The organism is Marinobacter qingdaonensis, assembly GCF_034555935.1.
GTDB lineage: Bacteria > Pseudomonadota > Gammaproteobacteria > Pseudomonadales > Oleiphilaceae > Marinobacter > Marinobacter qingdaonensis.
In genome coordinates, this window is sequence record NZ_JAYDCJ010000003.1 from 265,420 (window position 1) to 288,617 (window position 23,198).

Annotated in this window: 22 protein-coding genes; 16 read left to right on the forward strand and 6 right to left on the reverse strand. The window is 65.3% G+C overall.

The window, feature by feature from the left end; genetic code table 11:
• Positions 1–114: 114 nt before the first annotated feature.
• The 3 genes from catA to U5822_RS04510 all read right to left on the reverse strand — a co-directional run bounded on the left by catA (position 115) and on the right by U5822_RS04510 (position 2,568).
• Positions 115–1,056, reverse strand: a complete 942-nt coding sequence (catA, locus tag U5822_RS04500) for a catechol 1,2-dioxygenase (RefSeq protein ID WP_322854431.1) — start codon at positions 1,054–1,056, stop codon at positions 115–117.
• Between the two features lie 67 nt (positions 1,057–1,123).
• On the reverse strand, positions 1,124–1,414 hold the full coding sequence (gene catC, locus U5822_RS04505; RefSeq protein WP_322854432.1) for a muconolactone Delta-isomerase: 291 nt from the start codon (positions 1,412–1,414) through the stop codon (positions 1,124–1,126).
• Positions 1,415–1,446: 32 nt separating this feature from the next.
• Complete coding sequence (locus U5822_RS04510; RefSeq protein ID WP_322854433.1) at positions 1,447–2,568, reverse strand: muconate/chloromuconate family cycloisomerase; 1,122 nt, start codon at positions 2,566–2,568, stop codon at positions 1,447–1,449.
• Positions 2,569–2,674: 106 nt separating this feature from the next.
• On the opposite strand from U5822_RS04510, the gene U5822_RS04515 reads away from it, so the two are divergent.
• The gene (locus U5822_RS04515; protein WP_322854434.1) at positions 2,675–3,577 is read left to right on the forward strand and encodes a LysR family transcriptional regulator; all 903 of its coding nucleotides are present in this window, start codon (positions 2,675–2,677) and stop codon (positions 3,575–3,577) included.
• On the opposite strand, the gene U5822_RS04520 is transcribed toward U5822_RS04515, so the two are convergent.
• Positions 3,578–4,357 carry an IclR family transcriptional regulator domain-containing protein gene (locus U5822_RS04520; protein ID WP_322854435.1) on the reverse strand — a complete coding sequence of 260 codons (780 nt, stop codon included), beginning with the start codon at positions 4,355–4,357 and terminating at the stop codon, positions 3,578–3,580.
• A gap of 196 nt (positions 4,358–4,553) precedes the next feature.
• Between U5822_RS04520 and U5822_RS04525 the strand changes: the two genes are divergently transcribed.
• The 5 genes from U5822_RS04525 (at position 4,554) to U5822_RS04545 (ending at position 9,260) form a co-directional block, all read left to right on the forward strand.
• A complete protein-coding gene (locus U5822_RS04525) occupies positions 4,554–5,369 on the forward strand; it encodes a CoA transferase subunit A (RefSeq protein WP_322854436.1) in 816 nt (271 codons plus the stop codon).
• Positions 5,369–6,145: a CoA-transferase subunit beta gene (locus tag U5822_RS04530; RefSeq protein WP_322854437.1), complete on the forward strand. Its 777-nt coding sequence runs from the start codon at positions 5,369–5,371 to the stop codon at positions 6,143–6,145. The genes U5822_RS04525 and U5822_RS04530 overlap by 1 nt, the downstream gene beginning before the upstream one ends.
• An 8-nt stretch (positions 6,146–6,153) precedes the next feature.
• On the forward strand, positions 6,154–7,356 hold the full coding sequence (gene pcaF, locus U5822_RS04535; RefSeq protein ID WP_322854438.1) for a 3-oxoadipyl-CoA thiolase: 1,203 nt from the start codon (positions 6,154–6,156) through the stop codon (positions 7,354–7,356).
• Between the two features lie 14 nt (positions 7,357–7,370).
• Entirely contained in the window at positions 7,371–8,159 is a 789-nt protein-coding gene (locus U5822_RS04540) for an alpha/beta fold hydrolase (RefSeq protein ID WP_322854439.1), read from the forward strand.
• A gap of 174 nt (positions 8,160–8,333) precedes the next feature.
• Positions 8,334–9,260 carry a methyl-accepting chemotaxis protein gene (locus U5822_RS04545; protein WP_322854440.1) on the forward strand — a complete coding sequence of 309 codons (927 nt, stop codon included), beginning with the start codon at positions 8,334–8,336 and terminating at the stop codon, positions 9,258–9,260.
• Between the two features lie 15 nt (positions 9,261–9,275).
• On the opposite strand, the gene U5822_RS04550 is transcribed toward U5822_RS04545, so the two are convergent.
• Positions 9,276–11,174, reverse strand: a complete 1,899-nt coding sequence (locus tag U5822_RS04550) for a sigma-54-dependent Fis family transcriptional regulator (protein WP_322854441.1) — start codon at positions 11,172–11,174, stop codon at positions 9,276–9,278.
• 294 nt (positions 11,175–11,468) lie between these two features.
• On the opposite strand from U5822_RS04550, the gene U5822_RS04555 reads away from it, so the two are divergent.
• The 9 genes from U5822_RS04555 to U5822_RS04595 all read left to right on the forward strand — a co-directional run bounded on the left by U5822_RS04555 (position 11,469) and on the right by U5822_RS04595 (position 20,965).
• On the forward strand, positions 11,469–12,380 hold the full coding sequence (locus U5822_RS04555) for a transporter (RefSeq protein ID WP_322854442.1): 912 nt from the start codon (positions 11,469–11,471) through the stop codon (positions 12,378–12,380).
• 65 nt (positions 12,381–12,445) lie between these two features.
• Positions 12,446–13,033, forward strand: coding sequence for a gluconate 2-dehydrogenase subunit 3 family protein (locus tag U5822_RS04560; protein WP_322854443.1), 588 nt, complete (start codon positions 12,446–12,448; stop codon positions 13,031–13,033).
• 16 nt (positions 13,034–13,049) lie between these two features.
• Positions 13,050–14,612 (forward strand): GMC family oxidoreductase, encoded by a 1,563-nt coding sequence (locus U5822_RS04565; protein WP_322854444.1) that lies wholly within the window; start codon positions 13,050–13,052, stop codon positions 14,610–14,612.
• Between the two features lie 30 nt (positions 14,613–14,642).
• The gene (locus tag U5822_RS04570) at positions 14,643–16,103 is read left to right on the forward strand and encodes a benzaldehyde dehydrogenase (RefSeq protein WP_322854445.1); all 1,461 of its coding nucleotides are present in this window, start codon (positions 14,643–14,645) and stop codon (positions 16,101–16,103) included.
• Between the two features lie 274 nt (positions 16,104–16,377).
• The gene (locus tag U5822_RS04575) at positions 16,378–17,553 is read left to right on the forward strand and encodes an ABC transporter substrate-binding protein (RefSeq protein ID WP_322854446.1); all 1,176 of its coding nucleotides are present in this window, start codon (positions 16,378–16,380) and stop codon (positions 17,551–17,553) included.
• A 95-nt stretch (positions 17,554–17,648) separates the two neighbouring features.
• A complete protein-coding gene (locus tag U5822_RS04580) occupies positions 17,649–18,512 on the forward strand; it encodes a branched-chain amino acid ABC transporter permease (RefSeq protein WP_322854447.1) in 864 nt (287 codons plus the stop codon).
• Between the two features lie 13 nt (positions 18,513–18,525).
• The gene (locus tag U5822_RS04585) at positions 18,526–19,482 is read left to right on the forward strand and encodes a branched-chain amino acid ABC transporter permease (protein ID WP_322854448.1); all 957 of its coding nucleotides are present in this window, start codon (positions 18,526–18,528) and stop codon (positions 19,480–19,482) included.
• 2 nt (positions 19,483–19,484) lie between these two features.
• On the forward strand, positions 19,485–20,255 hold the full coding sequence (locus U5822_RS04590; protein WP_322854449.1) for an ABC transporter ATP-binding protein: 771 nt from the start codon (positions 19,485–19,487) through the stop codon (positions 20,253–20,255).
• Positions 20,252–20,965, forward strand: coding sequence for an ABC transporter ATP-binding protein (locus tag U5822_RS04595; protein ID WP_322854450.1), 714 nt, complete (start codon positions 20,252–20,254; stop codon positions 20,963–20,965). Before U5822_RS04590 ends, U5822_RS04595 begins: the two co-directional genes overlap by 4 nt.
• A gap of 33 nt (positions 20,966–20,998) precedes the next feature.
• Here U5822_RS04595 and U5822_RS04600 read toward each other — a convergent pair whose 3' ends face one another.
• The gene (locus U5822_RS04600; RefSeq protein ID WP_322854451.1) at positions 20,999–21,880 is read right to left on the reverse strand and encodes a LysR substrate-binding domain-containing protein; all 882 of its coding nucleotides are present in this window, start codon (positions 21,878–21,880) and stop codon (positions 20,999–21,001) included.
• Positions 21,881–22,029: 149 nt separating this feature from the next.
• On the opposite strand from U5822_RS04600, the gene U5822_RS04605 reads away from it, so the two are divergent.
• Positions 22,030–23,148, forward strand: a complete 1,119-nt coding sequence (locus U5822_RS04605; RefSeq protein ID WP_322856882.1) for an S-(hydroxymethyl)glutathione dehydrogenase/class III alcohol dehydrogenase — start codon at positions 22,030–22,032, stop codon at positions 23,146–23,148.
• The last annotated feature ends 50 nt before the right edge of the window (positions 23,149–23,198 follow it).

The window sequence follows — 23,198 nt, forward strand, 5'->3', positions numbered from 1 at the left end:
CACTCCTCTTGTTCTTGTGATGCCCGGTTTCGGGCGTGAGTCTCCCCGGGCCACCCCGGCTCGGGGCGGCCAATCACAAAAACGCTGAACCTTGGGTAGGGGTAATCGGGGCGCTTAGGCGGCCTCGCCTTCCAGCGCACGCTGGCGCTCGTGACGGGTCTGCAGCTCCGGCTTGTCGGTACTCACCAGCTCGATGTTGAACTCGACCCGGGTGAAGGCGCCGTTCAAACCGTAGGTTTCCGCCTGGGTCGGGTCTTCCACCCGCACCGCATCGATCACCAGCTCGTCCCGGGTGGCGAAGGCGAAGTCGTCGTAGGTGTACTCGTCGCCCGCCAGGTTGATCTGGGTAGTCAGGTGCTTGAAGCCCGGCTTGGAGATGAAGAAATGAATGTGTGCCGGGCGATTGCCGTGCCGGCCCAGCAGGTTGAGCAGCTGCTGGGTGGAACCCTCGGGCGGGCAACCGTAGCCGGACGGGATGATCGAGCGGGCGGTGTAGCGTCCGTTCTCGTCGGTGACAATCCGGCGGCGCAGGTTGTATTCGCTCTGGGACTGGTCGAAGTAGGAGTAGGCGCCCTTGGTGTCGGCGTGCCAGATGTCCACCACCGCGTTGGCCAGCGGCTGGCCCTGATCGTCGGTGACCTGACCGGTCAGGATCATGGTTTCAGCGGCCTCGTCGGTGCCGTCGTCCATGCGGGCGAAGGCCTCGCTCTTGGGCGCGCCGGCCACGTACAGCGGACCTTCGATGGTGCGCGGTGTGCCGCCGTTCAGGCCGGCCTGCTCGTCTTCGGCGTCCAGGCGAATGTCCAGGTACTTGTCCATACCCAGACCCGGTGCCAACAAGGCTGCCTCGCCGTTCTGGCCCAGTTCGTTGATGTAGTACACGGCCTGCCAGAACTCGTCCGGGGTGATGTCCAGGTCCTCGATGAGCTGGAACACGTCGTGCATGACCCGGTGAACGATGGTCTTCATCCGCTCGTTTCCACCTTCCGTGTTGAAGCCGGCGACTTTCTCCAGCAGATCCTTAACTTCCGCAGTGTGCATGGTCTTGACGGTCATTGTTGGTCTCCTCGTACTTATTGTTGTTGCTCAATTCAACGTATCGGTTGGCAACGGTGTCGTGCGTTTAACGGTCATCCTCACGGATGGACGACGGGTGTCGGCACAGGGGCGCGACGGTGATGTCCATGTAGGGGAACAGCGGCAGGTTGCTGATCAGCTCCTGCAGTTCGGCGTTGTCCTCCACATCGAAAATGCTGACGTTGGCGTAGCTGCCGGCGACCCGCCACAGGTGACGCCACTTGCCCTGCTCCTGCAGGCCCTGGGCGTAGGCCTTCTCCCGCGCCTTGATGTCCGCGGCCACCTCGGCCGGCATGTCGTGGGGGATGTTCACCTTCATCTCAACTTTGAACAGCATGGGATTCCTCCGGTTCTGGGATTGGCGGCGTCTCAGGCCTGGCGGCGGTAATGGGCCAGTTTGTCCTCGTCGATCTCGATCCCGAGGCCTGGGCCCGTCGGCAGGTCGACGCCGTTGTCATGGAAATTCAGCGGTTGCACCACGATGTCGTCCTTCATCAGCAGCGGGCCGAACATTTCGGTGCCCCAGTGCAGGGTTTCGAGGGTCGACCAGGCGTGCAGCGCCGCCACCGAACCGATGGTGCCTTCCAGCAGGGTGCCGCCGTACAGGCCGATACCGGCGGCCTGGGCCACCGTCGCCTGTTCCAAGGCCCGGGCCGGACCACCGGCCTTGGCAATCTTCATGGCGACGGCGCCGGAGAAACCGGCGGCGGCCAGGGTGTACAGGTCCTTGGCGTCGGCGACCGCCTCATCGGCCAGGATCGGCAGATGGAACTTGTCGGCCAGGCGCACCAGCGCGGCGTAGTCCTTCATCGGCGTCGGCTGCTCCACCAGGTCGATACCGGCGGCCTGCAGCTCGGCCATGCCCTTGGCCGCGGTCGACTCGTCCCAGGCCTGGTTGACGTCCACCCGGACACTGGCGGACTCACCGACCGCGTCCTTGATGGCAGCCACGTGGCGGACATCGTCCATCAGCTGGCGGGAACCGATCTTGAGTTTGAAATCGCAGTGCCGACGGGTCTCGATCAGGCCCAGGGCTTCCTGGATGTCCTTGGCGGTGTCGCCACTGGCCAGGGTCCAGAGCACCGGAATGTGCTGGTGCACGGCGCCACCGAGCAGATCCGCAACCGGACGGTTCAGACGCTTGCCCTGCAGATCCAGCAGCGCGGTCTCGATGGCGGACTTGGCCAGGTTGTTGCCCCGGGTCGAGCGGTTTAACATTACTCTCAGGGTATTGATGTTCTCGGACGGCTGGCCAATCAGTTGCGGTTTGAAATAGGTGTCGATGGTAAGTTTCACGCTCTCGGGACTTTCCGCGCCGTAGGCCAGGCCGCCGATGGTGGTCGCCTCGCCCAGACCCTCGATGCCATCGGAGTCTTTCATCCGCACGATCACCATGCTCTGAACCCCCATGGTTGTCATGGACAGCTTGTGGGGGCGGATGGTCGGGATATCGACCAGGATCGCTTCGATGGATTGAATGGTGGCGGACATGGGGTCTCCGAATCGCAAGTTGAAAAGCCTGTGATTCGAACAGTACGAAGTTTCACGGATGTGAACCAATATTGATTAAGTAATAACCGATACCCTGGAGGTATGGATGGAGCTGAGACACTTGCGCTACTTCGTGGCCGTGGGGGAGGAGCGGAACCTGACCCGGGCGGCGGAGAAGCTGTTCATCGCGCAGCCGCCCCTGACCCGGGCCATGAAGCAGTTGGAGGAAGAGGTTGGGGTCGAGCTGTTCATCCGCAAACCCCGGGGCCTGGAGCTGACCAACGGCGGCGAGTATTTTCTGGAGCAGGCCCGCCAGATCCTGGACAAGGTATCGGCCACGGTGGAGGACACCCGGCGCATCGCCCAGCACCGCAAGACCATCTTCTCCATCGGCTTCGTGCCGTCGGTGTTCTACGGCCAGCTGCCGCTGATGGTCCGGCGTCTGCGTCGGAACAAGAACCTGGAAATCGTGCTGCACGAACTGAAGACCCGGGAACAGGTGGAGGCCCTGAAAACCGGCAAGATCGACATCGGCTTCGGCCGGGTCAGCATCGACGACCCGGACGTGGAGCAGGAGCTGCTGTTCGACGAGCCGATCATTGCCGCCATCCCCACCGGTCACGAACTGGCGCGCAAGCCGCCGTCGATGAAGGACCTGTCCCAGTGGCCGATGGTGGTGTTTCCGTCCGGCCCCGGCCCCAACTTTGCCGACATCACCCAGGGCCTGTTCCACCGCCGCGGGCTCAAGGTCCGGGTCAGCCAGCACGTCAACGACCTGCAGACCGCACTGTCCCTGGTGGCCTCGGAGATGGGCTTCACCCTGGTGCCGGAGCAGGTGCGCAAGCTCAATCGCGAGGGCGTGGACTTCACGCCGCTGGAAGATCCCAACATCACCACCCCGGTGATCGCCTCGCGCCGACGCGGGGAGAACCCGAACGCGGTCATGCGCCTGGCCAACACCATTCTGGACGAACTGGTGCAGAACCGGCTGACCGGGCGCTACCCCTGATCAGCGGGTGGTCTGCCGGATGCGGTCGGCCGCCGACTGCAGGCGCGGCAGGTAGACGTCCATCAGCGTTTCCATGCTCACCCGGGCCGCGTTGGTGCTGACGTTGATGGCACCGAGCAGCTCGCCATTGCCGGCAAAGACCGGCACCGCCACCGAGCGCAGCCCCAGGTCCAGCTCCTGGTCCACCATCGAATAGCCCTGGGCCCGAACCCTGAGGATGTCGGCCCGCAGCGTGTCCCGCTCGGTAATCGACGACGGCGTCAGCGCCGACAGCTGCACCCGATCCAGAAAGGCGTCCAGCTCCGGCTCCGGCAGCTGACCCAGCAGCACCCGACCCATGGAGGTGTAGGCCGCCGGCAGTCGCGTGCCCACCGACAGGGTGATCGCCATCAGCCGATGGCGCGCCGCCGAACGCACCACATACACCACCTCATCGCCGTCCAGCACCGCCAGCGACGACGACTCCCCCAGCTCCGCGGTGATGTCTTCCAGGTACTGCTGGATCACCGCCCGGTACTGGTTCGAGGCCTGGTAGGCGTAGCCCAGCTGCAGCACCCGCGGGGTCAGCTCGAACTGGCGCCCGCTGCGCTTGACGAAGCCCAGGGCATGCAGGGTCAGCAGGAACCGGCGCGCCTTGGCCCGATCCATGCCCGTGCGCGCGGCCACTTCGCTCAGGGTCATGCGCGGATGCTCGGCATCGAAGGTCTGCAACACCTCCAGGCCCGACGCCAGCGCGCCCACGTAATCCCGGTCTCCGGGTTTCAGCATCTGTTCTTCCATTCCGGCTCCTTCAGCGCCTTTCCCACTCAGTAACAGCGCATGGTACCAGCACGTTCGCATTCCGAACATCGGTGCAAAACCGTCGCTGGTGAAAATTTGTACTTGACGGTGCAAATCGAATCGAGCCATGATGTTCGCATATTAAACATATATTCGTATAGCGAACTTACGACCCAGTCACCTAGGAGACACTGCAATGGCTGAATTTCTCTCCCTTCAGGAAGCGGTGAGCAAACACGTCAACAACGGCGACACCGTGGCGATGGAAGGCTTCACCCACCTGATTCCGTTTGCCGCCGGCCACGAAATCATCCGCCAGGAAAAGCGTGACCTGACCCTGATCCGCATGACTCCGGACCTGGTCTACGACCAGATGATCGGTGCCGGCTGCGCCAAGAAGCTGATCTTCTCCTGGGGTGGCAACCCCGGCGTCGGCTCCCTGCACCGCCTGCGGGACGCGGTGGAGAAAGGTTGGCCCAACAAGCTCGAGATCCTCGAGCACAGCCACGCCGCCATGGCCTGCGCCTACGAGGCCGGTGCCGCCGGTCTGCCCCTGGCGGTGTTGCGCGGCTACGTCGGCAGCGACCTGCCCAAGGTCAACGACCAGATCAAGTTCATCGACTGCCCGTTCACCGGCGAGCGCCTGGCCGCCGTGCCTTCGGTCCGTCCGGACGTGGCGGTCATCCACGCCCAGCGCGCCGACCGCAAGGGCAACGTGCTGATCGAAGGCATTGTCGGTATCCAGAAGGAAGTGGTGCTGGCCGCCAAGCGCAGCATCGTGACCGTGGAGGAAGTGGTGGATGACCTGGGTGCGTCGGTAAACGCCTGCGTGCTGCCGTCTTGGGCCGTGACCGCCATTGCCGAGGCCCCGAAAGGCGCCAAGCCGTCCTACGCGCTGGGTTACTACGACCGCGACAACGCCTTCTACAAGGACTGGGACGGCATCGCCCGTGACCGCGACGCCTTCCAGGCCTGGTTGAAAGACAACGTTTTTGACAAAGGAGCTGCGTGATGAGCCTTGAATTTACCGCGTCCGAAATGATGAGCGTCACTGCCGCCCGGGCACTGACCAACGAGATGACCTGCTTCGTCGGCATCGGCCTGCCCAGCGAGGCCGCCAACCTGGCGCGCCTGACCCACGCTCCGGATGTCACCCTGATCTACGAGTCCGGCACCCTGCAGACCAAGCCCGATGTCCTGCCGCTGTCCATCGGCGACGGCGAGCTGTGCGAGTCGGCCCTGACCACGGTGTCGGTGCCGGAAATGTTCCGCTACTGGCTGCAGGGCGGGCACATCAGCGTCGGCTTCCTGGGCACCGCCCAGATCGACCGCTTTGCCAACCTGAACACCACCCTGATCGGCGACTATCGGGAACCCGAGGTGCGTCTGCCCGGCGGCGGCGGCGCCCCGGAAATCGCCACCAACGCCCGGGAAGTGTTCATCACCGTCAAGCATTCCAAGCGCACCTTCGTGAAGGACGTGGACTTTGTCACTACCGTCGGCTTTGGCCGCGATGGCAAGGCCCGGGACAATGTGCCCAACATCGGCCGCGGCCCGACCGTGGTGATTACCGACCTGTGCATCCTGAAGCCGGATCCGGACACCAAGGAGCTGGTGGTGACCTCCCTGCACCCGAACGTAACCCGGGACGACGTCATCGAGGCCACCGGCTGGGACATCCGCTTCGCCGACCAGCTGGACACCACCCCGGCGCCGACCGCCGAGGAACTGGAGGTGCTGCGCGACCTGAAAGCCCGCACCAACGCCCACCATTCCGGTCAACAGTGAGGTCCACCATGACTGACGTATTTCTCTGCCATCCCCGCCGTTCCGCCATTGGCCGCTTCGGCGGCACCCTGGCCGGGGTCCGCCCGGACGACCTGGCGGCGCACATCTTCAAGGCGGTGCTGGCCCAGGCGCCCGACCTGGACCCGGCCGCCATCGACGAGGTCATGATGGGCTCGGCCAACCAGGCCGGCGAGGACAACCGCAACGTGGCGCGCATGTCGGCGCTGCTGGCCGGTCTGCCCACCTCGGTGCCCGGCACCACCCTCAATCGCCTGTGCGGCTCGGGCATGGACGCGGTCGGCACCGCGTTCCGTGCCATTCGTGCCGGTGAAATGGACCTGGTGCTGGCCGGTGGCGTGGAATCCATGTCCCGCGCGCCCTACGTCATGGGCAAGGCCGACAGCGCCTTCTCCCGTGGCCAGAAGATCGAGGACACCACCATCGGCTGGCGGTTTGTGAATCCGCTGATGAAGCAGCAGTACGGCATCGACTCCATGCCCGAGACTGCGGAAAACGTGGCCGAGCAGTTCCAGGTGTCCCGGGAGGACCAGGACCTGTTCGCGTTCCGGTCCCAGGAAAAAACCGCCCGGGCGCAGAAGGCCGGGGTGTTTGCGGAGGAAATCGTGCCGGTGTCCATTCCGCGCCGCAAGCAGGACCCGCTGGTGTTCGACACCGACGAACATCCGCGCAGCAGCACCCTGGAAAAACTGGCGGCACTGCCGGCGCCCTTCCGTGACGGCGGCAGCGTGACCGCAGGCAACGCCTCCGGCGTCAACGACGGCGCCGCCGCCATGCTGGTGGCCAGCGAAGCCGCCGTCAAAGACCAGGGCCTTACCCCCATGGCGAAGATCCTCGGCATGGCCACCGCCGGGGTGGAACCGCGCATCATGGGCGTGGGCCCGGTACCGGCGGTGCGCAAGCTGCTGGAAAAACAGGGCATCGGCATCGACGACATCGACGTGATCGAGCTGAACGAAGCCTTCGCCGCCCAGGGTCTGGCGGTCATGCGGGAACTGGGCATCGCCGACGACGATCCCCGGGTCAACCCGAACGGCGGCGCCATCGCCCTGGGCCACCCCCTCGGCATGTCCGGCGCCCGCCTGCTGATGACCGCCGCGCACCAGCTGCAGCGCACCGGCGGCCGCTACGCCCTGTGCACCATGTGTGTCGGCGTCGGCCAGGGTATTGCTACACTCATCGAACGGGTCTGAGGCGAGGAGTACACATGGCTTTTCTGACACACAACGGGCGCACGGTCTGTTACCGCCTGCTGGGCGACAGCCGCAAGCCGCTGATGGTACTGGGCCACCCCCTGGGCATGACCCAGGGCGCGTGGGACGACATGCTGCCCGCGCTGCTGGGGCACTTCCGGGTGCTGACCTGGGACCTGCCGGGCCATGGCGCCAGCAGCGGCTGGCCCGAGGCCCGCGGCCAGATCGCCCCGGAAGACCTGGCCCAGGAAGCACTGGCGCTGGCCGACCTGGCCGACGCCGCGCAGTTCCACTTTGTCGGCACCTCCATTGGCGGCGTCATCGGCCAGCAGCTGATCAGCCGTCACGCCGACCGGCTGCTGTCGGCCACGCTCACCAACACCGGCCCGGTGATCGGCACGCCTAAGGCCTGGAATGGTCGGGCCGCTGACGTCCGGAGCCAGGGCCTGGCCGCCATGGCCGTCAACATCGTGCCCCGCTGGTTCGGCCCCGCGGCCTGCGAACAGCAGCCGGCACTGATCGAAGGCTGGCGGGTGATCATGGGCCGCGGCGACGACGAGAGCTACGCGCTGCTCTGCGAACTGCTGGGTCGGTCCGATTTCCGCGAACACCTGGGCGACTGCCAGATTCCCCTGCGCCTGATCGCCGGTGCCGATGACGTCGCCACCCCACCGACCGCGCTCGAGGCCCTGGCCCAGTGCAGTGGCGCCACCGCGCCACGGGTGCTCGACCAGGTTGGCCACGTGCCGTCGGTGGAATGCCCGGACCGCTTCAGCCGGATCCTGATCGACAGCCTCACCTGAACGCGGCGGTGGTCCAGGAACCGGGGCGCCCCGGTTCCTGGCCGTTACCATCGGCCCGCACCGCCCTGGTTTCAGAAAACGGACAGGGATGTGCACTCTGCGGATAGGTTCCGGGCGTGGAAGGCCCTAGCTTAGGGGGCATCTTGCCACCCCTCAGCCAGCGGACCGCACACCATGGAAGACACCCTCAGCCTTGCCGCCACCGCCACCGAAGCCGGCTCGTCCAGAGCCCCGATCTACGGCGCCCTGCTCCTTGCCATCGTCAGCGCCCTGGCGCTGATGGTTCTGGCCGATACCCCGATCCAGGCGGCGCTGTCGGCCGTCACCCTGGGCCTTGTCGGCACCGCGCTGCTTCTGGCAAAACGGGTGCGGCCGGCCACCGTGACGGTGCGGGAAGAGGTCCAGGTGCCGGCCCCGCTGCCCGAGCCGGTCGACCCGCCAGCCCCGGAGTCCCTGCCGGCACCGTCAGCCCCCGATCCCCAACTGCTTTCGCACCTCGATGAGTTGCGCACCAACGTGCAGGTGATTCTCGAGGAAATGGCCGAGGCCGGGACACTGGCCAAGGCTTCCGGCGCCAAGGTCAGCCACAGCGCCAGCTGCATCTCCGACTCGGAAGCGTCGATCCGAGACCTGGCCGACTTCATGGGCCGCATCGACCAGGTGTTCACTCAGCTGGGCAACCAGTCGGAAGAAATCGGCAACATGGTGGGCAACATCCAGGACATAGCCAAGCAGACCAACCTGCTGGCGCTCAATGCCTCCATCGAGGCGGCCCGGGCCGGCGAGCACGGCCGCGGCTTTGCCGTGGTGGCCGACGAGGTGCGGCACCTGGCGGTGCGCGCCAACGAATCCAGTGAGGGCATTCGCGCCATCGCCAACAACCTGAACGCCACCTCGGTGGAGGCCGGCAACGGCATGGAGCGAATTCGGGAGTCGTGCACTCAATGCCTGGGGCAGTCCGGGGAGGCGCTGCAGGCCATGAAGGACATCCAGGCCGGCGCGGTCGCGCGCATGGAAGTGGTCCAGGGCATTACCGACCGGCTGCAGGTCCAGCGGGAGCTGACCCAGCAGCTTTACACGGATCTGAGCGCCAGGCACTGAGGCGCCCGGCGCGCCCTAGTGGCTGCTCTGCCCGGCCGCTTTCAGCCGCCGGTACAGGGTGGCCCGGCCGATACCCAGGCGCTTGGCAGCCCGACTGACATTGCCACCTTCCAGGGCCAGCGCCTCGTCAATCACCGCCCGCTCCACCAGGTCCAGCGTCCCACCCTCGCCGGTGGTGCGACGGCTGCGGGCAGCGGCAGTCCGGGGCGCCGCGATTTCTTCCGGGAAGTGGCCCAGCTCCAGCACCTCTCCGGGTTCCGCAAACGCGTCGGCGTGGCGCAGTGCAAACACCAGCTCACGGACGTTGCCGGGCCAGTCGTAGTCAGCCAGACGCTCCAGGCAGACCGCCGACAGTTGGCGACTGCCCTGGGTCAGTTCCCGACAGCGGTCGACAATGAAACTGGCCAGATCAGACCGCTCCGCCAGGCGCGGCAGACGGAGGGTCATGCCCTTGATCCGGTACAGCAGATCGTCCCGGAACTCGCCGTTGCGAGCCGCCACGGACAGGTCCCGATGGGTCGCGCAGATCAACTGGAAGCGGACCTGTTTCGGGGCAACGCTGCCCAGCCGGGTCAGTTCCCGGGTTTCCAGCACCCGCAACAACCGGGACTGGAGGGCGAGCGGCATGTCGCCAATTTCATCCAGGAACAGGGTGCCGCCATCGGCCTGTTCGATCTTGCCCGGGGCCCCGCCCCGGCGCGCGCCGGTGTAGGCGCCGTCGGCGTGGCCAAACAACTCGCCCTCAATCAGGGTTTCGGGGATGGCGGCGCAGTTGATGGCCACGAGATTGCCGGAGGCCAGGGCACTGCCCTTGTGCAACGCGGTCGCCATCACCTCCTTGCCGGTACCGGTTTCGCCCAGCAGCAACACCGGCAGCCCCTTGTCCAGGGCACGGATCGCCACCGGCACCTGGCGACCGAGGGCGGCGTCGCCAAAATCCGCGGACTCCGGCGACCGACGGCAGGGCTGGCTGACGGCGACCGGGCGGGCAGGCTTGCGACCACCGGTCTCGGCCGGGCGCAGGGAGAACGACAGCCCGGAGTGCATGCGCGCGGTGATTGGCTGGTGGCGACTGCGGAAGCTGTCCACCAGGGCCTCGAACGGCAGGTCGAACAGGTCCTGGAAGCCCATGGTGGCATCGGTGCCTGCCAACCCGGTCAGTTCCCGCACCCGCGGCGACAGGCCCAGCACCTGGCCATCCGGACCGAGCGCCACCAGCAGGTCCCCGGGCGCGCTCCGGTCGCCCGCTTCCCAACCGAGGCTGAGCATCAGCCAGGGCGACAACATGCCCATCAGCTGGCGTTCGATCCGGGCCGAACACTGCTGCACCAGCGACAGCGCGCTACCCGGTTCGAGCGCGTTGCCGCGGGTGATATCGATGGCGCCGAGCACCCGACCCATGGGGTCCACGATGGGCGAGGCGGCACAGTTGAACACCCGGTTGGCGTGCAGGTAGTGCTCGACCCCGGACACCAGCACCGGACGGCGCTCAGACACCGCGCAGGACATGGCCGAGGTTCCAATGGTGGCTTCAGACAGGTTAACCCCCTGCCGGAAAGCGCCGTTGATCAGGGTGTTGGCGCACCGCCCGGACCGACGGGCGGCGAGCGCCACCCCCTGGCTGTCGGTCAGCAGCACCGAGTAGCCCGCGCCATTGACGGTCTGACCCAACTGCTCCAGCGGTTGGCTGGCCGCCTCCAGCAGGATGCGGTTGCTGTCCATCAGCTCCACCAGTCCGGCCCTGGACAGGGTGTCGAACTGGACCTGCTCGCTGACGCTCTTGCTGGCGGCCGAACACCGCTGCCAGGAATGCACGATGGCATCGTCGATCAGGCCAGTGGGGATCTGGCCCCGCTCGAAAAAGGCTTCCCGGGCTTGGGCGCGCCGGTGGTCGGCAGGAATGGGTACGTTCATTGGGCTACCTGGCCATGTCGGCTCTTTTTGTCATAGGACTGAAACTCTAGCACGTTGGCGTGGCCGGTTGTTCGCAAATCCACCAGCCCGCCCGGCACTGTCTCATTTTGAGACTGTGTCTCGCGGCGTCCCGGACTGAGACAGACCGAAACCCGGGCGGCACCCAGCCCGGAAAAATTATTATCAATAAAAACAAGACAATGGCATCGAATTCACCCTGGCCGCCGCGGTTGGCACGAACGTCGCTCAAGGGCTAGCGCGTTGACAAAAACAACAGAGAACGGGAGTCCGACCATGCGATCGACCATGAAAACCACCACCGTCACTGCCTTCGTCCAGGCCTCAGCCCTGGCCCTGGCCACCGGCCTTGGCGCCACGTCGGCCCAGGCTGCCGAAATTGCCACCGACCCGGGCGACTACACGCCGCTGCCGGCCGGGGTAAACCTTGGCCTGCTCTACGGCCAGTACGCGACCCGGGACACCGTCTACTCCGACGGCGACAAGGTCCCGGTGGACGCCGGGCTGGATACCACCATCGGCCTGGCCCGATTTGTCCACTACATGGACATCGGGGGCATCATCGTCGACCCCCAGATCATCGTGCCGTTCGGCAAGGTGGAACTGAAAGAGACGTTTGGCCCACTGCAGCCAACGTCGGAAAGCGGCGTCGGCGACCCCATCGTCGGCGCCACCGCCTGGGTCCTGAACCAGCCCGAGGCCCAACAGTGGGTGGGCCTGTCGGCGTTTGTCTCAGTCCCGGTCGGCCAGTATGACGAGGACAAAGGCCCGGTTAACATCGGCGAGAACCGCTGGAAAGGCATCTTCCAGGCGGCCTATGTAAAGCACCTGAGCAACCGTGTGGTACTGGACCTGATTGCCGAGTACTCGGTGTACGGTGACAACGACGATTTTCTCGGCGTCACCCGCGAGCAGGACGACGCCCAGAGCCTGCAGGCCCACATGCGCTACCTGCTGCCGGAGCAGAGCCACCTGGCCCTGTCCTACTATCATTCCTTCGGGGGTGAGACCACGGTCGGCGGCCAGGAGCAGGATGACCGGGTCAATACCAACCGCTGGCTGGCCACCTACGCGACCTTCGTGGCGCCGACCGTGCAGCTGCAAGTCCAGGCCGGCCAGGACATCCATGTGGAGAACGGGTTCGAGGAAGAGGCCCGCGTGAATCTGCGGGTGCTGAAGGTATTCTGAACCCACCCGCTCGAACACCTGCCTGCCTCAACCAGGCACACAATCCGGAGAACACTATGAGTCAGATGAGCGATCAAACAAAAGAAGCCATCGACCAGATCAATCGCCTGAGCCGACGCAGCTTCCTGAAGGCCGCCAGCGGCCTGGCCGTGGCCGCCTCCCTGGGCACCGGGCTGCTGGGCGCGGCGAACGCCTTCGCCGCCGTGCCCGAGGGCATCAAGGTCATGTCCGCCAGCGAATACCAGGTCATGCACCGGCTGATGCAGGTGACGCTGGTAACCCAGGGCACCGGACTGGTCCCGGCCAGCGAGATTCCGGTCATGCAGACCCTGGATGCAGCACTGCTCGCCACCATGGAACCGCACATCCTCGAAGGCCTGAAGGGCGGCATCGCCTACTTCAACGACGGTCCCCGGGCCGAGTATGGCCAACCCTTCGTGGAACTCTCTGACACCCAGGCCGCCGCCTTCTGTGACACCTGGGCCGACGCCGACGAAGTGCCCCAGCGAGCCCTGGCCATGGGCCTGAAGAAGCTGGTCGGCCTGGCCTACTGGGCCAACCCGCCCACCTGGACCCCGCTCGGCTACGGCGGGCCGGTGACGGAGAAGTGGAAACTGGAATCGCTGGGCAACGCCCCTCTACCGAAAAGCTGAACGGCGGGAGTAGATCATGCAAGACACAATCAAGGCCAAGAACGTCCCTGCCCGGGGCCTGGCGGTCACCCAGGCGTCCGACGTGACCCGTGACACGCTCGAACTGAACGCCGACGCCGTGATCATCGGCTCCGGTGCCGGCGGCGCGATTGCCGCCTACGAACTGGCCAAGGCTGGCAAGAACGTGGTGGTGCTGGAGGCCGGCCCCTACGTACCCTCCGAAAAGTTCACCGAGATGATGGCGGTGTCCATGGATACCCTGTACGCCGACCACGGCGGCCAGGCCAATTCTGCCGGCGACATCGCCATTCTCCAGGGCGCCTGCGTGGGCGGCTCCACGGTGGTGAACGCCGCCCTGTGCTTCCGCACCCCGGACTACTACCTGGAGCGTTGGGGCAAGGAATTCGGGCTGACCAACCTGACCCCGAAGGTGATGCGCCCCTACTTCGAGAAAGTGGAGGCCAACCTGGGCATCGCCCCCAACAAGGCCTATGAAACCAGCGCCGGGGCCCAGCTGCTCAAGGGCGGCATGCAGAAACTGAACCTGCCGGAAGGCAACGCCCATCGCAACATCCGCAACTGCGCCATGACCGGGTTCTGCTTTGCCGGCTGTAAATCGGACCGCAAGCAATCGATGCTGGTGACCTACCTGCCCTGGGCCGTGGCCTACGGCGCCAGCATCTACGCCGACACCCGGGCGACCCAGATCCTCGCCGCCGACGGCAAGGCCAGCGGCGTGCTGGCGGAGATCGTCGACCCCCAGAGCAAGACCGTGAAATGCCAGCTCCGGGTCAATGCGCCGATCGTGGTCGGTGCCGCCGGCCCGGTCCAGATGCCCCTGCTGCTGCAGAAGAGCAACCTCAACGGCAACGGTCAGGTCGGCAAGAATTTCGCCTGCCATCCGACCCTGTCGGTGACCGGCATGTTCGAGGAGAACGTCGACAACTTCTACGGCGCCACCCACTCCCTGTACATGGACAAGTACACCATGCCCGAGGACGGTGGCTACCTGCTGCTGGACGCCATCCAGGATCCGGTCGAGGCCAGCTTCCAGGCCGAACCGGGCACGGGCAAGCCCTACATGTCCTACATGTCCAAGTACCGGAACAGCGTCCGGCTGATTACCCTGATCCACGACCAGAACGTGGGCGAGGTGAACTGGAACAACGGCGCCAAGGAGATCACCTACTTCGTGGACGACAAGGATTTCCAGATCATGAAGGCGGGGCTGAAAACCAACGCCCGGGTGCTGTTCGCCGCCGGTGCCAAGCAGCTCTACATCCCCACCTCCCAGAAGCTGACCATCGACAGTGTCGACCAGATCGACGCGGTCATCGACAGCCTGGACAACGAACCGGCCCGTTACCGCTACACCTCGTTTCACCCCCAGGGCACCTGCCGCATGGGCGCCGACCCGGACACCACGGTGGTGTCGCCCACCGGTGAGACCCACGAGGTGAAAAATCTGTACATCGTGGACGCCAGCCTGCTGCCCACCTCCATTGGCTACAACCCGTCGGAGACCGTGTACGCCCTGGCCCACTACATCAGTGACCAGATCAACCGGGCCCACGGCTGACACCGGCCCAACGACTGAGGAGCACACATCATGGATATGCCAGTAAACCCTGTTTGGCAGCAGCACCTGTTTCTGGGCGGGTGGCAAACCGGCGAGGGCGAGCCATTGGCGGTCACCGAGCCGGCCACCGGCGAACGGCTGTCGCAAGTGAAGGCCGCGACCCCGGCCGACGTTGACCGGGCCGCCACCATCGCCCGGGACGCCCAGCAGCGCTGGGCCGCCGTGCCGTTCGACCAGAAGGCGGAAATCCTGCGTACGGCCGCGGCCCTGCTCAAGGAGCGGGCCGGGGAGATCAATGGCTGGAACACCCGGGAGTGCGGGTCCATCGGCCCGAAAGCCGAGTGGGAGTTGCAGGCCACCTACGAACAGGCCCAGATGGCCGCCGCCCTGCCGATGCAGCCAAGCGGGCAGATCTTTCCCTCCAACCTGCCAGGCAAGCGCAACTACTGGCAACGGATTCCGCTGGGCACGGTGGGCGTGATTGCGCCCTGGAACTTTCCGATCCTGCTGTCCATGCGCTCGGTGCTGCCGGCCCTGGCCCTGGGCAACTGCGTGATCCTGAAGCCGGACCCGAAAAGCAGCGTCTGCGGCGGCGCCCTCATGGCCCAGGTCCTGCAGGATGCCGGTTTGCCCGAGGGCGTGTTCCATGTCCTGCCGGGCGGCCCGGAGGTAGGCCAGGCCCTGGTCGAGCACCCGCTGGTGAAGATGATCTCGTTCACCGGCTCCACCGCCGTGGGCCGGAAAATCGGGGAAACCTGTGGCCGCATGCTGAAGAAAGCCGCCCTGGAGCTGGGCGGCAACAACGCCCAAGTGGTGCTGGACGACGCCGACCTGGACGCCGCCAGTTCCTGCGGCGCCTGGGGCTCGTTCCTGCACCAGGGCCAGATCTGCATGCAGACCGGCCGTCACCTGGTGCATCGCTCGGTCGCCGACGCCTACATCGAGCGCCTGGCGGCCCGCGCCGGCAATCTGGCCTGCGGCGACCCCTGGCGGCAGCAGGTGCACCTGGGGCCGCTGATCAACGAGGCCCAGGCCCGACGGGTCGAGGACATCCTGCAGCGCTCGGTGGCCATGGGGGCCAGGATTGTGGTCGGTGGCCGCCGGCGCGGCAATTTCGTGGACGCCACCGTGATTGCCGACGTGACCCCGGACATGCCGGTGTTCTCGGAGGAGATCTTCGGCCCGGTGGCCCCGGTCATGGCCTTCGATTCCGACGACCAGGCCACCGACCTGGTCAACGAGTCGCCCTACGGCCTGGCGGCCGCCATCCACTCCGGCTCCACCGAGCGGGCGCGCAGGATCGCCGAGCGGATCCGGGTGGGCATGGTCCACATCAACGACCAGACCGTGAACAACGAGTTCCAGGTGCCGTTCGGAGGCCTCGGCAGCTCCGGCAACAGCGGCCGCTTTGGCGGACCAGCCAACCTCGACGAGTTCACCACCAGCCAGTGGGTCAGTGTCCTGGACGAGGGCATCCAGTACCCCTTCTGAGCACCGTCTCCACGCCCGCCTGCCTGCTCAGGCAGCGGTCCCCGCGGGGACGATCTGCCCTTGCCCGGCGCGCATCCTCGCGCTCCGGGCCTTTTTGCATTGGCGCCGCAGGCCCCTCCACACGACCCCGACCAGCACCCTTACCGGCGCTTCAACCGGCGCCGCTACCCACACCTCTGCAAGCACCGGACACCCCTGTGCAGAAAACGGATATTTCTGTCGTCCCGACACGCCTCTAATGACAGAACCCACAACAACAATCCGAGGTGTTGAAATGAGCAGGATCAAACCGCTTGCCAGTGTCGTACTGGCAACCACCCTTACCGCCGGGCTCTCTACCTCTGCCCTGGCGGCCGCCGGCGACCCGGTCAAGATCGGTGTCATGTTGCCGTTCAGTGGTATCTACGCCCAGCTGGGCGAAGCCGGCCGCGACGGTCTGAAGCTGGCGCTCAAGGAGCACGCCGACCAACTGCACGGCGCCGAGATCGAATTCATCGAACTGGACACCGAGGCCAAGCCGTCCCGGGCCCCGGAACTGGCGTCGTCCCTGCTGAACCAGCACGAGGCGGACTTCGTGATCGGGCCGGTGCACTCCGGAGTTGCCATGGGCATGATCAAGATGCTGCGCGGCAAGGACACCATCATGATCATCCCCAACGCCGGCTCGGCCGCGGCCACCGGCCCGCTGTGCTCGCCCAACGTCTTCCGCACCTCGTTCTCGTCCTGGCAGCCGTCCTACCCCATGGGCAAGGTGGCGCTGGAGAAGGGCTACAAAAAGGTCTACGCCATCAGCTGGAACTACGGCATGGGGCGCGAGAGCCTGGACGCCTTCGCCGAATCCTTCGAGGCCGGCGGTGGTGAGATCGTCGAGAAGGTGCTGCTGCCGTTCCCGTCCACCAACTTCCAGTCCCACGTCAGCGACATCGCCGACGAGAATCCGGACGCGGTGTTCACCTTCTTCGCCGGCGGCGGCGCCATCAAGTTCGTCAAGGACTACGACGCCATGGGCCTGCGCGGCAAGATCCCGCTGCTCGGCTCCGGCTTCCTGACCGAAGGCACGCTGCAGGCCCAGGGCCCGGCCGCCGAGGGCGTGATGACCGGCCTGCACTACGCCGAGCAGCTCGACGTGCCCAAGAACCAGCAGTTCCGGGAGGCCTTCCACACCGAGTACGGTCACTACCCGGACATCTACGCGGTGCAGGGCTATGACGCCGGTCAGGCCATCGCCAACACCATCGACCAGCTCAAGGGTGACATTTCCGACAAGCAGGCGGTGATCGGCACCATGGAGAAGCTGACCATCGACAGCCCACGGGGCCAGTTCACCTTCTCCCGGGCCCACAACCCGGTGCAGAACATCTACCTGCGGGAAGTGAAGGACGGCGTCAACGTGGTCCAGAGTGTGGCCGCCGAAGCGCTGGAAGACCCGGCCCGCGGCTGCCGGATCTGATCCCGGCCCTGCCTCCCCCGGCCCCGGCCGGGGGATGTCCCGCCGCGTTCCCCCCGCTCCCGAACTGATTTTTCGCTCAACCGTTGGGTGTCGCTATGTCTACCGAACTTTTCTTCGTGCAACTCGTGAATGGTGTCCAGTACGGGTTGTTGCTGTTCCTGATCGCCTCCGGCCTGACCCTGGTGTTCGGCGTGATGGGCATCCTCAACCTGGCCCATGGCTCCATGTACATGGTCGGTGCCTACCTGGTCTGGTACTTCGTGACCGTCACCGGCAGCTTTACCCTGGGCGCACTGCTGTCGGCGGTGATCGCCCTCGGCCTGGGCATCGTCATCGAGCGGGTGCTGATCCAGCGGCTGTACAATCGCAATCACCTGGACCAGGTGCTGCTGACCATCGGCATGATCTTCGTGTTCAACTCCCTGCAGAGCATCCTCTGGGGCAATGATCCCTACGGCGTCGCCGTGCCTGAGGCCCTGGGCGGTGCGGTGCCTTTCACCGACAACTCCAGCTACCCGGTGTACCGGATCTTTGCCGCATTGATCTGCGTCGCCATCGCCGCCGCGCTCTATTTTGTCGTCAGCAAGACCCGCCTGGGCATGCTGATCCGCGCCGGCGAATCCAACCGCGAGATGGTGGAAGCCCTCGGGGTCAACATCAAGAGCCTGTACACCATCGTGTTTGCCATCGGGGTCATGCTGGCCGCGGTGTCCGGCATCATCGCCGCGCCCATGCGCTCGATCGTGCCGGGCATGGGCGAGAGCGTGCTGATCACCTGTTTCGTGGTGGTGGTCATCGGCGGCATGGGCTCGATCAAGGGCGCCTTCGTGGGCGCGCTGCTGGTCGGCATCATCAGCACCTTCGCCGCAGTCCTGGTGCCCACCATGTCCAATATGATCATTTACATCTTCATGATCCTGGTGCTGCTGGCGAAGCCCCAGGGCCTGTTCGCCAAGTAAGCGGGAGCCGAACATGATTTTCGAAAAACGCACCGAGCGCATCTTCCTGGCGATCTTCTTCCTGGTCGCCCTGTGCATTCCCCTGTTCCTGGAACAGAATTCCTTCTTCGTGGGCAAGGCCACCACCGTGCTGATCCTGGCGGTGTTTGTCATGTCCCTGGATTTCCTGGTCGGCCGGGTCGGCCTGGTCACCCTCGGCCACGCCCTGTTCTACGGCCTGGGCGGCTACCTGTTCGTGATCATCACCCCCGAGTACGAGGCGGTGAACTTCTGGCTCTACGCCCTGGCGATTCTGGCCATCAGCGCCCTGGTCGCGTTGGTGGTGGGGGTGGTGGTGCTGCGCACCTCCGGGATCTACTTCATCATGATCACCCTGGCCATCTCCCAGATGGTCTATTACTTCTTCTTCGACTCCCTGGACTTCGGCGGCAACGACGGCCTGTTCATCTTCATGAAGCCGGACACCAGCGTGTTCGGAGTTAACTTCCTGAACCTGGATAACCCGACCCACTTCTATTACCTGGCGCTGCTGGCGGTGGCCGTGACCCTGGTGGCGATCAAGGTCATCCTGCGCTCGCGCTTCGGCCGCATTGTCGAAGCCAGCCGGCTGAACCCGCAGCGCACCGAGGCCCTGGGCTACAACATCTTCGCCTTCCGGCTGATCAGCTACATCATCGGCAGCACCCTGGCGGCCTACGCCGGTCTGTTATTTGCCCTGCAATACGGCTACGTGAACCCGCAATTCATGACCTGGGAAATGTCCGGCACGGCGCTGGTCATGTCGATCCTGGGCGGCATGGGCACCATCTACGGCGCCCTGCTCGGCACCATCACCTACGAGGGCCTGCAGTACTTCTTCGAGCACATGAGCGAGGACTGGATGCTGTTCATGGGCGGTGCCATCATCCTGATGGTCCTGCTGCTGCGCAAAGGCCTGGCCGGCTACCTGGAAAAACTGCTGGAGAAATGATCATGGCCAACGACATCATTCTGGAAACCGAATCCCTCAGCAAACACTGGGGCGGCATCAAGGCGCTCAACGACATCTCGCTGCAGTTCCGGGACTGTCAGCTGCACGGCGTGGTCGGCCCCAACGGCGCCGGCAAGAGCACCCTACTGAACATGCTGTGCGGCACTCTGACCCCCACCAGCGGCTGCATCTTCCACAAGGGCGACCGCATCGACGGCATGAAGCCCTGGAAATTCGTCCGACGCGGCATCGGTCGCAGCTTTCAGAAGACCAACATCTACACCGAGGTCACCTGCCTGGAGAACTGCGCGGTGGCGGCCCAGCGCCGGTTCACCGGCAGTTTCAACCTGTTCGCCTCCCGGCACGCCAACCGGCTGGTGCGGGAAGCAGCGGAAAAGGCGCTGTGCCAGGTCGGGCTGGAAAAACGCATGCACACGGTGGCGGCGGAGATCTCCTACGGCGAGCAGCGCCAGCTGGAGCTGGCCATGGTCCTGGCCACCGACCCCTGCATCCTGCTGCTGGACGAACCCATGGCCGGCATGGGCCACGAGGAGTCCCAGCGCATCATCGAACTGCTCAACGAGCTCAAGCAGAGCTACAGCATCGTCCTGGTGGAGCACGACATGGACGCCATCTTCGAGCTGTCGGACCAGCTCACCGTGCTGGACAACGGCACCCACCTGATCACCGGCACGGTGAACGAGGTCCGGAATGAGCCCCGGGTGAAAGAAGCCTACTTGGGTAAGGAAGAAGAAGAGGAGCAAGCGGCATGACCGACAGCCTGCTGGAAGTGAAGAATCTCAACACCCTCTACGGTCGCAGCCACATCCTGCACGACCTCTCGTTCCGGCTCGACCAGGGCCAGTCCATGAGCCTGATGGGGCGCAACGGCATGGGCAAGACCACCACGCTCAAGTCGATCCTGGGCATTGTCCGGCCGCGCAGTGGCCACGTCTATTTCGACGGCCTGGACATCAGCGACCTGCCGACCTGGAAACGCATGCGCCGGGACATCGCCTACGTGCCGGAAGGCCGCGGCATGTTCCACAACCTGACCGTGCGCGAGCACCTGCAGATGGCGGCCCGGCCCGACAGCCAAGGCCAGACCGGCTGGGATTTCGACCGGGTGATGACCACCTTCCCGCGCCTTCAGGAGCGGCTGTCGAACCTGGGCACCGAGCTGTCCGGTGGTGAGCAGCAGATGCTGGCGATCGGGCGGGCGCTGGTCACCAACCCGCGGCTGATGATCCTGGACGAGGCCACCGAAGGCCTGGCGCCGCTGATCCGCCAGGACATCTGGAACGTGATCGCCACCATCCGCGAATCCGGCATTTCGACCCTGGTGGTGGACAAGAACATCAAGGCTCTGAAGAAGCTCTGTGACCGCCACGTGGTGCTGGTGAAGGGCCAGGTCCACTTCGACGGCGACGGCGCGGAGCTGGACGCCAACGTGGACAAGGTGGAAACGGCGCTCAGCGTCTGACCCCCGCCGCCGGGGCCCTCGGGCCCTGGCGGCTCAGGCCGCGGCCGAGCCCAGGGTCTCGGCAACGTAATCCAGCAGCAGCCGCACCTTCGGCGACAGGTGGCGGTTGTGGGGATAGACGCCCCAGATGCCGTCGTCGTCATCCTGGTAACCGGTCAACAGCGGCACCAGGGCGCCGGCATCCAGCGCCGGCTGCACGTAATAGTCCGGTAGCTGGACCATGCCTACCCCTTTCAGGGCCGCGTCCAGCAACGCGCGGCCGCTGTCACACCGCAGGTTGCCGCTGATCCGCACCGTGCGCGGCCGGCCGTCCTCCTGAAACCGCCAATGCCGGAGATTGCCCTGCAGGCAATTGTGCCGGTCCAGCTCCGCCAGCGACCGGGGCGTGCCCCAGGCCGACAGGTAGGCCGGCGACGCGCACACGTACAGGGTTCGCGACCCCAGTCGCCGGGCCATCAGACTCGAGCTCTCCAACTGCCCCAGGCGCACCGCCAGATCGTAGCCCTCGGCCACCAGGTCCAGTTGCTGGTTGGTCAGGTGCATTTCCACCTCCAGGCCCGGGTAGCGCAGGACAAAATCGTTGACCAGGGGCGCAATCACCTGCTCGCCGTAGGTGACCGGCGCAGTCAGCCGCAACTTGCCCTGGGGCACCGCCTGCAGGTGGGTCACCGCCTGTTCCGCCTGTTCGAGCGCATCCAGCACCTGTCGGCAATGCTGGTAGTAGAGCTGCCCGGCGTCCGTGGTGGAGACCCGCCGGGTGGTCCGGTAGAACAGCCGGGTGGCCAGCCGGGCCTCGAGGGCGCTGATCTGCCGGCTGACCTGGGCGGTGGAGACACCCAGCCGCTCGGACGCACGGGTAAAACTTTCGGTCTCTGCGACCGCCACAAATTCATTGACGCCGTCCCAGCGCACCATGACCTGCTCCTCCTCGAATTCCGTCGCGATTATTGCATATCAGTAAAAGTGATTTGCTATATAGCCCGATTATTTACCAGAAAGTCGGGATTATACTGCGCGCCAACTCACGCAGGTTCATCGATTCAACGGAGCGAGATATGGCGGAAATGATCAAATCCAAAGCGGCGATTGCCTGGGGCCCAGGCCAGCCCCTGTCGGTCGAGGAAGTGGAGGTTATGCCCCCGCAAGCGGGCGAGGTTCTGGTCCGGGTGGTTGCGACCGGTGTCTGTCACACCGACGCCTTCACCCTGTCCGGCGACGACCCGGAGGGCAACTTCCCGGCCATTCTCGGCCACGAGGGCGGCGGCATCGTCGAAGCCGTCGGCGAGGGCGTGACCAGCGTCGAGATCGGGGACCATGTCATTCCCCTGTACACCCCGGAGTGTGGCGAGTGTAAGTTCTGCCGGTCCGGGAAAACCAACCTGTGCCAGAAGATCCGCGAGACCCAGGGCCAGGGGCTGATGCCGGATGGCACCACCCGCTTCTACAAGGACGGTCAGCCCATCTTCCACTACATGGGCTGCTCGACCTTCTCCGAGTACACGGTGCTGCCCGAAATTGCCCTGGCCAAAGTCAACAAGGCGGCGCCCCTGGAAGAGGTCTGCCTGCTCGGCTGTGGCGTCACCACCGGCATGGGCGCGGTGATGAACACCGCCAAGGTGGAGGCCGGCGCCACCGTGGCCATTTTCGGCCTGGGCGGCATCGGCCTGTCGGCGATCATCGGCGCCACCATGGCCGGTGCCGGTCGCATCCTGGCCATCGACATCAACGACAGCAAGTTCGAGCTGGCCCGGCAGTTGGGCGCCACCGACTGCATCAACCCCCGGGAGCACGACCGCCCCATTCAGGAGGTGATCGTCGAGCTGACCGACGGCGGGGTCGATTACTCCTTCGAATGCATCGGCAACGTCGATGTCATGCGCTCGGCCCTGGAATGCTGCCACAAAGGCTGGGGCGAGTCGGTGATCATCGGGGTCGCCGGCGCCGGCCAGGAAATCGCCACCCGGCCGTTCCAGCTGGTCACTGGCCGGGTCTGGAAGGGCTCCGCCTTCGGTGGCGTCAAGGGCCGTTCGGAACTGCCGGGCATGGTCGAGCGCTACCTGCAGGGTGAATTCAAGCTCAACGACTTCATCACCCACACCATGGGCCTGGACGACATCAACCACGCATTCGAACTGATGCACGAGGGCAAGAGCATTCGCAGCGTCATCCATTTCGATCGATGACTACAGAAAACGGATAGCGATGTTCAGTTTCAGGATATTTGCTGCCCCCT